Source organism: Pseudomonas sp. NFACC32-1, from assembly GCF_900101215.1.
In the GTDB taxonomy this organism is placed as follows: Bacteria; Pseudomonadota; Gammaproteobacteria; order Pseudomonadales; family Pseudomonadaceae; genus Aquipseudomonas.
The window spans coordinates 224,644-237,122 of the sequence record NZ_FMUL01000007.1 but is presented as its reverse complement, the minus strand read 5'-3'; the positions used below and the strand labels follow the sequence as shown (position 1 = coordinate 237,122).

Sequence of the window (12,479 nt, the reverse complement as noted above, 5' to 3'; positions counted from 1 at the left end):
GCGGCTTCGTTTGCTGTGGATCGCAGGTCTATCAGGAGGCGACCGCCCCTCGGCGCATCGACGCCTGCCTGGCTTGGCTGCGTTTGTTGGCCATGGCCAGCTTGCCCACCAGGCGGATCGCCACGGCGGCGCAGGTGATGCCGAAGGGCAGCACGTACCAGTCGCTCATCGGGATGCGTTTGAAGTTGGAGAAGGCAAACACAGCGGCGATGATCCACATGCCGGTGACGTGCAATGTCTTCCATGCCTTGGGTCCCAGCAGTCGGGCTGGCCCTTTGAATGACGTCAGTGCCATCAGCAGGATGAAGGCGTAGGCGGTGCCGCCCGGGATGTTGTTGGCAACGGTGCGGGCCGGCCAGAACTCGGTGTTGAGCTGCCCATACCCGTAGATCAGTACGGCATGTATCAGGTGGGAGAAGGCAAAGGCGAGGCCGATGAAGCGCCTCTCACGAACCAGTGCCTTGGAAAGTGGTGAAGGCACCAGTACGGCGAAGGCCGATGCGGTGAACGCGATCAGGAACAGTACGAAGGAAGAACGGGCGGTGGCGCGGATGGCGCTGCGCAGTCCCTCCACCAGGTCAGGTTGCACCGCCACGGTCGCGATGCTCATCGCCACCACCAGGGCGGCGATCAGGCCGAACAGTTGCCAGCCCTGGGGGCGGTAGGATTGGGTATTCATCGCAAGTTCTCCTGTCGTGAGGGCTCGCCATTCGGGGATCCGGTGGCGAGTCGATGGGGAGAATTCTTGCAGCGGCATGTATACCGGCTATGTTCGACAACCGGCGGTTATACGTTCTTATGAGTATGTGAATGGGCTGGATACAGTGGCTTACAAATGGCCCCTGGATCCGGCCGGTAGAGGCTGCACACAAGGTGCAGCCAGCACGGCCTACAGATCGACGCTGAAGTCGAGGGTCACGCAAAGACCACCGCCGTCGCGGTTGCGCAGGCTCAGCGAGCCGCCAATCGCGTTGGCCAACTGCTGAGAGATGGCAAGGCCCAGGCCGGTGCCGCCAGTGCTGCGGTTGCGTGAGCTTTCCACCCGGTAGAACGGCTTGACCACCTCGGCCAGGATCTCCTCGGGAATCCCCGGCCCTCGGTCAAGCACCTTGATGGAAACGCCTGTGCTGGCGTTGCCGCAGATTTCCACTTCGGCGGTGCCGGCGTACTTCAGCGCGTTATCCACCAGGTTCACCAGGATACGACGCAGGGCATGGGGTCTTGTCTCGATGACCGCGCCGTTCTTGCCGATCAGGCTGACCTCTCGACCGGTGTCCTGGTAGTCGCACACCAGGCTGTCGAGAAAGGAGTCCAGGCTGATACGGCAACTGGTTTCAGTCGCGCCATGGACGCTGCGCGCATAAGCGACACCTTCACGCACCAGGTGCTCGATTTCGTCCAGGTCGTTGCCCAGTTTGTCTTTCTCGACCGAGTCATCCATGAACTCGGCGCGCAGCTTCATGCGCGTAATGGGCGTCTGCAGGTCATGGGAAATGGCCGCGAGCAATTGCATGCGTTCTTTCAGGTACGCGGCGATACGCGCCTGCATGCTGTTGAAGGCCCGGGCGGCATACGCCACTTCCCGGGGGCCGTTTTCATCCAACTGCACCGGGTGTGCGTTCGGGTCGAGGTTCTCGACCGCCTCGGCGAGGCGGCTGAGGGGGCGGATCGCGATCCGCACGGCAAGCCAGGTGCAGCCGATCATCAACACCAACTGACCGAACAGGACAAAGGGCAACCAGGGCGACAACGGCCTGACCGAAGGGCGCACATCGATGGTGACCGGGCTGCCGTCAGCCAGTCGCACCTGGGCCTGGAAATGCTGGCGAGGGCCGGGGATCTCGACGAAGGTCAGGTCATAGTTGCGGCCCAGGGAGGCCTGCAGTGACTGCGCCGCAGTCGCAGCGAGATCGTTCGAGGCAAGTGCAATGCCAGGGTCGTGCTCGCGCAGCAGATAGTCATAGTTGCGACGCTGCAGGCGTTTGGTCCACTCCAGGCGCTCGGCGGCCGGCAGACGGTCGAGAATGGCGATGGACGTCGCTGTGTCGTGTTCGAAGTTGCCCAGCATCGCCGTCTTGGTGCTCTGGTAGCGTTCGTAGTACTGGGCTGCGAACGTCAGGGATTGGGCGAGGATCAGACCGACAAGGAACACCAGCCACAGCCGCGAGGCCAGCGTGCGGGGCCATTGCAAGGCGAGCTTCATGCCTGTTCCCCAAGCACTTCCACCGCAAAGGTAAAGACGTAGCCTTCGTTGCGCACAGTCTTGAGGTAGAGGGGTTCGCGCGCGTCATCCATCAAACGCTGCCGCACGCGGCTGACCAGCAGGTCAATGGAGCGATCGAAGATGTCCGCGTCACGGCCCTGGGTCAGGTTGAGCAGTTGGTCGCGACTCAGTACCCGCTGGGGATGATCGAGAAATACCCGCAGCAGCCTGTACTCGGCGCCGCTCAGGGAGACGAGCGTGTCGTCTTCATCGAGCAGATGGCGGGCGGTGGTGTCCAGGCGCCACCGGCCGAACTTGAGCAGGCGGCCGCTTTCGGTGACGACGAAGTTGGGCGGCAGCATGCGGGTACGCCGAAGCACGGCATTGATCCGCGCCAGCAGCTCCCGGGCAGCGAAGGGTTTGGCCAGGTAGTCGTCGGCCCCCATCTCCAGGCCAATGATGCGGTCGGTCTCGTCGGTGCGAGCCGTCAGCATCAGCACGGGGGTCGCCTTGTGTTTTCCGGCGCGCAGTTCGCGACACAGCAGCAGCCCGTCATCCCCCGGCATCATGATGTCGAGCACGATCAGATCCACCTGGTTGGTTTCGAGAAAGGCCCGCATCTGGCGCCCATCGGCAACCACGGTGGTGCGCAGACCGTTTTTCTTCAGGTAGTTGCCGACCAGCTCCCTGATTTCCCGATCATCATCCACGATCAATACGTGATCGACATGTTCCATGCCCTGCTCTCCGAAATGCGCGCATCAGTTGCGCAGTATGGCGATGCTTTGCTGCCGGATGGCAGGGCACCGCAGTTCAGCCTGTCCAGACCGAGGCCAAGCAAAAACAGTGGCGATTGTATCGCTCTGTATCGCAACCCACCTCAGATACGTAACCCATCCAACCGAGGTATTTCTCGACACAGCCGAGATACCTCCCAGGCCTTTAATGAGCTCCATCGAGACAACATGAATCGCCTCGATGACGCCATCGAACTCATTGAAGGAAAACGACCATGAACCTGAAAACCATTGCCACTGCTTGCCTGATGACCGCCCTGAGCGCCGGCGCATTACCCGCCATGGCCCAAGCCAACGCAGCAAGCGAAACCTACTCCTACGGCACCCACCTGGACATTGCGAAAGTGGTTTCGCTGACCGAAGACGCTGGCCAGACCTGCGGGTTGGTGAATGCGCACATCACCTACCTCGACTCCATGGGCGAACAGCGAGCCCTGACATACCTCAAGCAGGCAGCCGATTGCAACAATCAAGGGGGCTGAGGTGGGAGCTCAGGGATGGCGATCCAGTTTCCTGAGGAACACCGCCATCTCTTTTTCCGCCTGTTTGTCGCCATGGGCGCGGGCGGCCTCAAGGCCTTGTTCCCAGGCACGACGTGCTGCCGCCAGGTCGCCTTGCCCTTGATGAGCCTTGCCCAGCAGTTTCCATGCGGCTGAATATTTGGGATCGAATTCGACGCAGCGCTGCAGGTGTTCGGCGGCGCGGGTGAATTCGCCGAGGTCCAGGTACCCCTTGCCCAGGCCGAAGCGCAGCAGTGCGTTATCCACGCCCTTGGCGAGCATTTTTTCCAGGGAGTCGAGCATGGCGGCGTCCTTATTGGTTGTGTCAGGGGTTGATCCGTTGGCTGCTAGATAGCTATCGCGAGCAGTCTGGCTCCCACAGGGGTCGGCGTTGTTCACAACATTTGTGAGCAATGAAGATCCTCTGTGGGAGCGAGCCTGCTCGCGATGAGGCCCTTTGCGTCACTGCGCATCCCGGATCAGAAGAAACTCAACCCCACGTGGAACAGCTTCTCGACGTCGCGAATGTGCTTCTTGTCCACCAGGAACAGGATCACATGGTCGCCGGCCTGGATCATGGTGTCGTCATGGGCGATCAGCACTTCTTCATCGCGGATGATCGCGCCGATGGTGGTACCCGGTGGCAGGCCGATGTCGCGGATGGCCTTGCCGATGACCTTGCTGGACTTGGCGTCGCCGTGGGCGATCGCCTCGATGGCCTCGGCCGCGCCACGACGCAGGGAGTGCACGCTGACAATGTCGCCACGCCGCACGTGGGCCAGCAGGGTGCCGATGGTTGCCAGCTGCGGGCTGATGGCGATGTCGATCTCGCCGCCCTGGATCAGGTCGACATAGGCCGGGTTGTTGATGATGGTCATCACCTTCCGCGCCCCCAGGCGCTTGGCCAGCAGCGACGACATGATGTTGGCTTCGTCGTCGTTGGTCAGGGCCAGGAAGATGTCGGCGTCGGCGATGTTTTCTTCCAGCAGCAGGTCACGGTCCGAGGCGCTGCCTTGCAATACCACGGTGCTGTCGAGGGTGTCCGAGAGATAACGGCAGCGCGCCGGGTTCATCTCGATGATCTTCACCTGGTAACGGCTTTCGATGGCTTCGGCCAGACGCTCGCCGATCTGCCCGCCACCGGCGATCACGATGCGCTTGTTTTTCTCGTCGAGGCGACGCATTTCGCTCATCACCGCGCGGATATTGGCCTTGGCGGCGATGAAGAACACTTCGTCGTCGGCTTCGATCACCGTGTCGCCCTGAGGCAGGATCGGCCGGTCACGTCGGAAAATCGCCGCGACCCGCGTTTCCACATTGGGCATGTGCTGGCGCAGCTGGCGCAACTGCTGCCCTACCAACGGGCCGCCGTAGTAGGCCTTGACCGCCACCAGTTGCGCCTTGCCTTCGGCAAAGTCGATTACCTGCAAGGCGCCGGGGTGCTCGATCAGGCGCTTGATGTAGTTGGTCACCACCTGCTCGGGGCTGATCAACACATCCACCGGAATCGCTTCGTTGTCGAACAGGTCGGCGCGGGTCAGGTAGGCCGCTTCCCGCACCCGGGCGATCTTGGTCGGGGTGTGGAACAGGGTGTGGGCCACCTGGCAGGCCACCATGTTGGTTTCATCGCTGTTGGTCACGGCCACCAGCATGTCGGCATCGTCGGCGCCGGCCTGGCGCAGCACTGTCGGCAGGGAACCGCGTCCTTGCACGGTACGGATATCGAGACGATCGCCCAGGTCCCGCAGGCGCTCGCCGTTCGTGTCGACCACGGTGATGTCATTGGCCTCGCTGGCCAGATGCTCAGCCAGCGAACCCCCCACCTGCCCTGCACCGAGGATGATGATTTTCATCCGGTCACTCCTATCGAATCGGTCTTAACCGCGTGTGGCGGCGATCTTGATCAGCTTGGCGTAATAAAACCCATCGTGGCCGCCCTCCTGGGCCAGCAACTGGCGGCCGTGTGGCTGCTTCAGGCCGGCCTGGCTGGCGATGTCCAGCTCCCGGGCGCCCGGAGTCCGGGCGAGGAAGGCGTCGATCACCTCGGTGTTCTCGGTCGGCAACGTCGAACAGGTGGCATAGAGCAGGATGCCGCCCACCTCGAGGGTCAACCACAGGGCATCGAGCAATTCGCCCTGCAGAACCGCCAACGCGGCGATGTCGTCCGGCTGGCGGGTGAGCTTGATATCAGGGTGGCGACGGATCACGCCGGTGGCCGAACACGGTGCATCCAGCAGGATCCGCTGGAACGGCTTGCCGTCCCACCAAGAAGCGGTGTCGCGGCCATCGGCAGCGATCAGCTCGGCTGCCAGGCCCAGGCGTTCGAGGTTCTCCTTCACCCGCACCAGGCGCTTGGCTTCCAGGTCCACGGCCACCACACCGGCCAACCCGGGCTCGGCTTCGAGGATGTGGCAGGTCTTGCCCCCCGGGGCGCAGCAGGCGTCCAGCACCCGTTGGCCTGGCGCCAGGTCCAGCAGGTCGGCGGCCAGTTGCGCGGCTTCGTCCTGGACGCTGATCCAGCCCTCGGCGAACCCCGGCAGCGTGCGTACGTCCCCCGGAGTTTCCAGCAGGATGCCGTCGCGGCTATAGACGCAGGGCCTGGCCGGGATGCCCGCCTCGCCCAGCAAAGCCAGGTAGGCATCGCGGGTGTGATGGCGGCGGTTGACCCGCAGGATCATCGGCGGATGGGCATTGTTGGCGGCGCAGATGGCCTCCCATTGCTCGGGCCAGAAGGCCTTCAGGGACTTCTGCAGCCACCGCGGATGGGCGGTGCGCACCACCGGGTCATGTTCCAGCTCGGCCAGCAGGCTTTCGCTTTCGCGCTGGGCGCGGCGCAGCACGGCATTGAGCAGGGCCTTGGCCCACGGCTTCTTCAACTTGTCGGCGCAGCCTACGGTCTCGCCGATGGCGGCGTGGGCCGGAACGCGGGTGTAGAGCAACTGATAGAGCCCCACCAGCAGCAGGGCTTCGACGTCGGCATCGGCAGCCTTGAACGGTTTCTGCAAGAGCCTGGCGGCCAGCGCTGACAACCTCGGCTGCCAGCGGGCGGTGCCGAAGGCCAGGTCCTGGGTGAAACCGCGGTCGCGGTCTTCGACCTTGTCCAGCTGGGTCGGCAGGGAACTGTTGAGCGAGGCTTTGCCACTGAGGACCGCGGCAAGCGCCCTGGCGGCGGCCAGACGCGGGTTCATGAGGCGTCCGCCACGTGGCCCAGCACGGTGCCGACGGCAAATTTCTCACGGCGACTGTTGTACAAATCGCTGAAATTCAGCGCCTTGCCGCCGGGCAATTGCAGACGCGTCAGACACAAGGCCTGCTCGCCGCACGCGACAACCAGACCGTCCTTGCTGGCATCGAGGATCTGCCCGGGGGAGCCCGCACCTTCGGCGAGGCGGGCGGCCAGCACCTTCAGCGTCTCGCCGCCCAGCGTGCTGTGGCAGATCGGCCAGGGATTGAAGGCGCGCACCAATCGCTCCAGCTCGATGGCCGGACGGCTCCAGTCGATGCGGGCCTCATCCTTGTTCAACTTGTGGGCGTAGGTGGCAAGGCTGTCATCCTGCACTTCGCCGGCCAGCGTACCGGCAGCCAGGCCGGCGATGGCCTGGACCACGGCCGGCGGGCCGATGAGCGCGAGACGGTCATGCAGGCTGCCGCCGGTATCGTCGGCGCCGATGGGGGTCGTCACCTTGAGCAGCATCGGCCCGGTGTCCAGGCCGGCTTCCATGCGCATCACGGTCACGCCACTCTCGGCATCGCCCGCTTCCACGGCGCGCTGGATCGGCGCCGCACCGCGCCAGCGCGGCAACAGTGAAGCGTGGCTGTTGATGCAACCCAGGCGCGGAATGTCCAGCACCACCTGAGGCAGGATCAGGCCATAGGCGACCACCACCATCAGGTCCGGCTTCAGCGCGGCCAGTTCAGCCTGGGCCTGTGGGTCACGCAGGGTCGGCGGCTGCGAGACGGGCAGGCCATTTTCCAGGGCCAGTTGCTTGACCGGGCTGGGCATCAGTTTCTGCCCGCGACCGGCGGGCCGATCCGGCTGGGTGTAGACCGCAACGATGTCATGGGGGCTGGCCAGCAGGGCCTTGAGGTGTTCGGCGGCGAACTCGGGCGTGCCGGCAAAGACGATGCGCAGTGGCTCAGTCATGGGAAGCTCTCGATTACAAAGCGGTCGCATAAAGAAAAAGGCTTGCCGCGGCAAGCCTTTGAAGGGGGGCATCAAGCATTCTGGCGATGGATCTTTTCCAGTTTTTTCTTGATCCGGTCACGCTTGAGCGTAGACAGATAATCCACGAACAGCTTGCCGTTGAGATGGTCGCATTCGTGCTGGATGCACACCGCCAGCAAGCCTTCGGCGATCAGTTCGTACGGCTTGCCGTCACGGTCCAGGGCCTTGATCCTGACCTTCTGCGGGCGGTCGACGTTTTCGTAGAAGCCTGGGACCGAGAGGCAACCTTCCTGGTACTGCTCCATCTCGTCGGTGAGGGTTTCGAACTCCGGATTGATGAACACCCGCGGCTCGCTGCGGTCTTCGGAGAGGTCCATCACCACGATACGCTTGTGTACGTTGACCTGGGTCGCGGCGAGGCCGATGCCTGGCGCTTCATACATTGTTTCAAACATGTCATCGACCAACTGGCGCACTTCGTCGTCCACTACGGCCACCGGTTTGGCGATAGTGCGCAGGCGCGGATCGGGAAACTCGAGAATGTTCAAAATGGCCATAAGCTTGATAAATGCACGTGTGAGGTAAAGTCGGGTGGCTGGCCTGGCGTGTCTTGGGATGCAGGCTACCGTTGTAAAACGTCGCTCTTGGAGCTGCCCTGAAACGCAGCAGCCCACGGAGCGAGCCATGGGGGCTCTGGCGTTTTACGCGAACGCACATGATAAAGGGATTCACCGCATGAGGAAATCACTACTCGCCCTGCTCCTTCTGGCCTCGGCCGGCATCGCGCACGGGCAAGTGCAACTTAGGGAAGGTTTTCCGCAGCAATACACAGTGGTGCCGGGGGACACGCTGTGGGACATTTCCGGCAAATACCTGCGCGAGCCCTGGAAATGGCCCGAGCTCTGGCAGGCCAACCCGCAGGTCGAAAACCCGAACCTGATCTACCCCGGCGACACCCTGTCGCTGGTCTACGTCAACGGCCAGCCCCGATTGACCCTCAGCCGCGGCGCCTCGCGGGGCACCATCAAGCTGTCGCCGCGCGTGCGCAGCTCGCCGGTGGCCGATGCCATCCCCAGCATACCGCTGCAAGCCATCAACAGCTTCCTGCTGAGCAACCGCATCATCGACAGCGCCGAGGACTTCGACAAGGCCCCCTACGTGGTCGCGGGCGACGCCGAACGGGTCCTCAGCGGCATGGGCGACCGGATCTTCGCCCGCGGCACGTTCGATGCAAACCAGTCGGCGTACGGCATCTTCCGTCAGGGCAAGGTCTACACCGATCCCGAAACCAAGGAATTCCTGGGCATCAATGCCGACGACATCGGCGGCGGTGAAGTGGTCGCCACCGAAGGCGACGTCACCACCCTGGCCCTGCAACGCACCACCCAGGAAGTTCGTCTCGGCGATCGTCTGTTCAGCGGCGAAGAACGGGCCATCAACTCCACCTTCATGCCCAGCGCACCGAAGTCGCAGATCGACGGACTGATCCTCGACGTGCCCCGGGGCGTGACCCAGATCGGCGCCCTGGATGTGGTGACCCTGAACAAGGGTCGCCGCGACGGCCTGGCCGAAGGCAACGTCCTGGCGGTGATGAAGACCGGGGAAACCGTACGCGACCGCATCACCGGCGAACCGGTGAAGATTCCCGACGAAAGGGCCGGCCTGCTGATGGTTTTCCGCACCTACGACAAGCTCAGCTATGGCCTGGTGCTGTATGCCTCGCGGTCGCTGGCGATCCTCGACAAGGTGCGCAATCCATAACGGGTCTCACAAGTTACCAACAGAGTTATCCACAGCTTGTTCCCGTTTGTTCGGGGCTAATAACGATCAAGGATGATCCGATGTCATTGCCTGAATTCGCTTCGGTTTCCCCGGCGGAACTGGAAGCTCGCCTACGCCTGCACCGCTTGCCGGAGCTTGGGCCCAGACGTTTCATGACCCTGATGGAGGCCTTCGGTTCGGCCTCCAGCGCCGTCAGCGCGCCGGCCAGCGCGTGGCGTGCGCTGGGGTTGCCCATGGCCTGTGCCGAGGCGCGCCGCAACCCGGATGTACGCGATGGCGCCGCCCATGCATTGGCCTGGCTGGAGCGCGCGGGCCAGCATTTATTGATGTGGGACCAGCCTGAGTACCCGGCATTGCTGGCGCAGATCAGCGATGCGCCACCGCTGCTCTTCGCCGCCGGCGACCCCGGGATCCTGGAAAAACCGCAACTGGCCATGGTCGGCAGTCGTCGCGCCTCGCGGCCGGGCATGGATACCGCGGCGGCCTTTTCCCGGAGCCTGGCCAGCGCCGGCTTCGTCATTACCAGCGGGCTGGCCCTGGGTATCGATGCGGCGGCCCATCAAGCGGCGCTGGACGTCGGAGGGCAGACCGTCGGCGTGCTGGGCACCGGGCTGGAAAATTTTTATCCACAGCGCAATCGTCGGCTGGCCGACGCCATGATTGCCCAAGGCAGCGCAGTGCTTTCGGAATTCCCACTGGACGCTCCACCCCATGCCGGCAACTTTCCACGTCGCAACCGGATCATCAGCGGCCTGTCCCTCGGCGTGCTGGTGGTGGAGGCCAGTGTCGCCAGCGGTTCACTGATCACCGCACGGCTCGCCGCGGAACAGGGCCGCGAGGTCTATGCCATTCCAGGGTCGATCCATCACCCGGGCGCGCGGGGCTGTCACCAATTGATCCGCGACGGAGCGGCGCTGGTGGAAACCGTCGAGCATATCCTCGAAGCCTTGCGGGGCTGGCAGCGTCTCCCGTCGACCTGGGAGCCGGTCGCCTCGGCGCACCCGCTGTTGCGCCTGCTCCACGCCGCGCCGCTTACCAGCGAGGCCCTGGCCGATGCCAGCGGCTGGGCATTGCCCAAAGTGCTGGCGGCACTGACCGAACTGGAGATGCAAGGGCTGGCCGTGTGTGACAACGGACGCTGGCTTGCGCGGGCCGGTTAGGTTTACCTGCTGGGTTTTATGGGGAAGATCGGTAAACTGCACGCAGCCTTAATTGTGTGTTGCGGAGAACTTTCATGGTCAACAGTTGGCGTGTGCAACAAGCCGCGCGAGAAATTCGCGCCGGGGCGGTGATTGCCTATCCAACCGAAGCGGTCTGGGGCCTGGGCTGCGATCCGTGGAACGAGGAGGCGGTGGAGCGCCTGCTGGCGATCAAGTCGCGGCTGCCCGACAAGGGCCTGATCCTGGTGGCCGATAACATCCACCAGTTCGATTTCCTGTTCGAAGACTTCCCCGAAACCTGGATGGACCGCATGGCCAGCACCTGGCCGGGGCCCAATACGTGGCTGGTACCTCACCAGAACCTGCTGCCGGAATGGATTACCGGCGTGCACGACACGGTAGCCCTGCGGGTCAGCGATCACCCCACCGTACGAGACCTGTGCTCGCTGGTCGGGCCGCTGGTGTCCACCTCGGCCAACCCTCAGGGTCGCCCGGCGGCGCGCACGCGGATTCGTGTCGAGCAGTACTTCCGTGGGCAGATCGACCTGGTACTCGGCGGCAACCTGGGTGGGCGCAAGAACCCCAGCGTGATTCGCGACCTGGCGACAGGGAAGGTCGTGCGCCCGGACTGAGGCGGGATACAAATTCTGCATCCTGCACAGAACCCCCTGTGGGAGCGAGCTTGCTCGCAATAGCGTCAGGCCAGCCAACATTGAAGTCGACTGATACGCCGCCATCGCGAGCAGGCTCGCTCCCACAGGTTCTGCAGGACACCTTCGTCCGTGTAGCTCAAGGCAGGAGGATGGTCGACCCCGTCGTCCGCCGCGCCGACAGTTCGGTCTGGGCCTTGGCCGCTTCCGCCAGCGGATACCGCTGGTTGATATCCACCGTGAGCTTGCCGCTGCTGATCATCCCGAACAGTTCGTCGGCCATGCGCTGCAGGTTTTCGGCGTTGTTGGCGTAGGTTGCCAGGGTCGGGCGGGTGACATACAGCGAGCCTTTGGCCGAGAGGATCCCCAGGTTCACACCGTCCACCGCACCCGAAGCGTTGCCGAAGCTCACCACCAGGCCACGGGGAGCGACGCAGTCCAGGGAGGTCAGCCAGGTGTCCTTGCCCACCCCGTCGTACACCACCGGGACTTTCTTGCCGTCAGTCAATTCCAGCACACGCTGTACGACGTTTTCCTTGCTGTAATCGATGGTTTCCCAGGCGCCATGGGCCTTGGCGACAGCGGCTTTTTCCGGCGAGCTGACGGTACCGATCAACTTCACGCCCAGGGCCTTGGCCCATTGGCAGGCCAGGGAACCCACGCCCCCGGCGGCGGCATGGAACAGGATGGTTTCGCCCGCCTTGATTTCATAGGTCTGGCGCAGCAGGTACTGCACGGTCAGGCCCTTGAGCATCACGCCGGCGGCCTGTTCGAAACCGATGGATTCGGGCAGATGCACCAGGTTGGCTTCGGGCAATACATGCACATCGCTGTAGGCGCCCAGCGGACCGCTGCCATAGGCCACCCGGTCGCCCACCTTGAATCGCGTGACAGCACTGCCGACCGCTTCCACCACACCCGCCCCTTCGGAACCCAACCCCGAAGGCAACGCCGGTGGTGGGTAGAGGCCGCTGCGGTAGTAGGTGTCGATGAAATTCAGGCCGATCGCCCGATTGCTGACGCGCACCTGCTGCGGCCCCGGCTCGGCAGGCTGGTAGTCCACGTACTCGAGTACCTCGGGACCGCCGTGGGAACTGAACTGGATACGTTTGGCCATCTTCACTTTCTCCTTATCGCGGGCTTTTTACCAAGCCTGCTATCGGACTCCTAAGCCTGGCCTTCGTCAACTGTGGCGTTGCCGAACGCGATGTTATCCTGTGCG

General features: G+C 63.5%; 13 protein-coding genes. 4 read left to right on the top strand and 9 right to left on the bottom strand.

Features of this window, described 5'->3' with window-relative positions; genetic code table 11:
* Positions 1–31: 31 nt before the first annotated feature.
* From BLP99_RS13850 to BLP99_RS13840, 3 genes are all read right to left on the bottom strand, one after another.
* Positions 32–679 carry a ferric reductase-like transmembrane domain-containing protein gene (locus tag BLP99_RS13850; protein WP_072398151.1) on the bottom strand — a complete coding sequence of 216 codons (648 nt, stop codon included), beginning with the start codon at positions 677–679 and terminating at the stop codon, positions 32–34.
* A 210-nt stretch (positions 680–889) separates the two neighbouring features.
* Positions 890–2,203, bottom strand: a complete 1,314-nt coding sequence (locus tag BLP99_RS13845; protein ID WP_092180537.1) for an ATP-binding protein — start codon at positions 2,201–2,203, stop codon at positions 890–892.
* Positions 2,200–2,940: a response regulator gene (locus tag BLP99_RS13840; RefSeq protein WP_072398154.1), complete on the bottom strand. Its 741-nt coding sequence runs from the start codon at positions 2,938–2,940 to the stop codon at positions 2,200–2,202. The genes BLP99_RS13845 and BLP99_RS13840 overlap by 4 nt, the downstream gene beginning before the upstream one ends.
* Positions 2,941–3,215: 275 nt before the next feature.
* Here BLP99_RS13840 and BLP99_RS13835 point away from each other — a divergent pair, with 275 nt between their 5' ends.
* Positions 3,216–3,482, top strand: coding sequence for a DUF2790 domain-containing protein (locus BLP99_RS13835; RefSeq protein ID WP_072398155.1), 267 nt, complete (start codon positions 3,216–3,218; stop codon positions 3,480–3,482).
* Positions 3,483–3,491: 9 nt separating this feature from the next.
* Here BLP99_RS13835 and BLP99_RS13830 read toward each other — a convergent pair whose 3' ends face one another.
* From BLP99_RS13830 to def, 5 genes are all read right to left on the bottom strand, one after another.
* Positions 3,492–3,803, bottom strand: a complete 312-nt coding sequence (locus BLP99_RS13830; RefSeq protein ID WP_072398157.1) for a tetratricopeptide repeat protein — start codon at positions 3,801–3,803, stop codon at positions 3,492–3,494.
* A gap of 176 nt (positions 3,804–3,979) precedes the next feature.
* The gene (gene trkA, locus BLP99_RS13825; RefSeq protein ID WP_072398176.1) at positions 3,980–5,353 is read right to left on the bottom strand and encodes a Trk system potassium transporter TrkA; all 1,374 of its coding nucleotides are present in this window, start codon (positions 5,351–5,353) and stop codon (positions 3,980–3,982) included.
* A 24-nt stretch (positions 5,354–5,377) separates the two neighbouring features.
* Entirely contained in the window at positions 5,378–6,688 is a 1,311-nt protein-coding gene (rsmB, locus tag BLP99_RS13820) for a 16S rRNA (cytosine(967)-C(5))-methyltransferase RsmB (RefSeq protein ID WP_076405841.1), read from the bottom strand.
* Positions 6,685–7,644 (bottom strand): methionyl-tRNA formyltransferase, encoded by a 960-nt coding sequence (gene fmt, locus BLP99_RS13815; protein WP_072459516.1) that lies wholly within the window; start codon positions 7,642–7,644, stop codon positions 6,685–6,687. Before fmt ends, rsmB begins: the two co-directional genes overlap by 4 nt.
* Before the next feature lie 71 nt (positions 7,645–7,715).
* Complete coding sequence (gene def, locus BLP99_RS13810; RefSeq protein WP_072398190.1) at positions 7,716–8,222, bottom strand: peptide deformylase; 507 nt, start codon at positions 8,220–8,222, stop codon at positions 7,716–7,718.
* 178 nt (positions 8,223–8,400) lie between these two features.
* Here def and BLP99_RS13805 point away from each other — a divergent pair, with 178 nt between their 5' ends.
* The 3 genes from BLP99_RS13805 to BLP99_RS13795 all read left to right on the top strand — a co-directional run bounded on the left by BLP99_RS13805 (position 8,401) and on the right by BLP99_RS13795 (position 11,239).
* Positions 8,401–9,426, top strand: coding sequence for a LysM peptidoglycan-binding domain-containing protein (locus BLP99_RS13805; RefSeq protein WP_076405842.1), 1,026 nt, complete (start codon positions 8,401–8,403; stop codon positions 9,424–9,426).
* Between the two features lie 80 nt (positions 9,427–9,506).
* Positions 9,507–10,607 (top strand): DNA-processing protein DprA, encoded by a 1,101-nt coding sequence (gene dprA / locus BLP99_RS13800; RefSeq protein WP_072398194.1) that lies wholly within the window; start codon positions 9,507–9,509, stop codon positions 10,605–10,607.
* Positions 10,608–10,681: 74 nt separating this feature from the next.
* Positions 10,682–11,239, top strand: a complete 558-nt coding sequence (locus BLP99_RS13795; protein ID WP_014335849.1) for an L-threonylcarbamoyladenylate synthase type 1 TsaC — start codon at positions 10,682–10,684, stop codon at positions 11,237–11,239.
* A 157-nt stretch (positions 11,240–11,396) separates the two neighbouring features.
* Here the strand turns inward: BLP99_RS13795 and BLP99_RS13790 are convergent, their stop codons facing one another.
* The gene (locus tag BLP99_RS13790; RefSeq protein WP_072398196.1) at positions 11,397–12,374 is read right to left on the bottom strand and encodes an NADPH:quinone reductase; all 978 of its coding nucleotides are present in this window, start codon (positions 12,372–12,374) and stop codon (positions 11,397–11,399) included.
* Positions 12,375–12,479: the final 105 nt, after the last annotated feature.

Coding starts and splice junctions, on each gene's coding strand:
- BLP99_RS13850 (WP_072398151.1), bottom strand. CDS start 679: ATGAATACCCAATCCTACCGCCCCCAGGGCTGGCAACTGTTCGGCCTG.
- dprA (WP_072398194.1), top strand. CDS start 9,507: ATGTCATTGCCTGAATTCGCTTCGGTTTCCCCGGCGGAACTGGAAGCT.
- BLP99_RS13845 (WP_092180537.1), bottom strand. CDS start 2,203: ATGAAGCTCGCCTTGCAATGGCCCCGCACGCTGGCCTCGCGGCTGTGG.
- BLP99_RS13835 (WP_072398155.1), top strand. CDS start 3,216: ATGAACCTGAAAACCATTGCCACTGCTTGCCTGATGACCGCCCTGAGC.
- BLP99_RS13840 (WP_072398154.1), bottom strand. CDS start 2,940: ATGGAACATGTCGATCACGTATTGATCGTGGATGATGATCGGGAAATC.
- BLP99_RS13795 (WP_014335849.1), top strand. CDS start 10,682: ATGGTCAACAGTTGGCGTGTGCAACAAGCCGCGCGAGAAATTCGCGCC.
- fmt (WP_072459516.1), bottom strand. CDS start 7,644: ATGACTGAGCCACTGCGCATCGTCTTTGCCGGCACGCCCGAGTTCGCC.
- BLP99_RS13830 (WP_072398157.1), bottom strand. CDS start 3,803: ATGCTCGACTCCCTGGAAAAAATGCTCGCCAAGGGCGTGGATAACGCA.
- rsmB (WP_076405841.1), bottom strand. CDS start 6,688: ATGAACCCGCGTCTGGCCGCCGCCAGGGCGCTTGCCGCGGTCCTCAGT.
- BLP99_RS13805 (WP_076405842.1), top strand. CDS start 8,401: ATGAGGAAATCACTACTCGCCCTGCTCCTTCTGGCCTCGGCCGGCATC.
- BLP99_RS13790 (WP_072398196.1), bottom strand. CDS start 12,374: ATGGCCAAACGTATCCAGTTCAGTTCCCACGGCGGTCCCGAGGTACTC.
- trkA (WP_072398176.1), bottom strand. CDS start 5,353: ATGAAAATCATCATCCTCGGTGCAGGGCAGGTGGGGGGTTCGCTGGCT.
- def (WP_072398190.1), bottom strand. CDS start 8,222: ATGGCCATTTTGAACATTCTCGAGTTTCCCGATCCGCGCCTGCGCACT.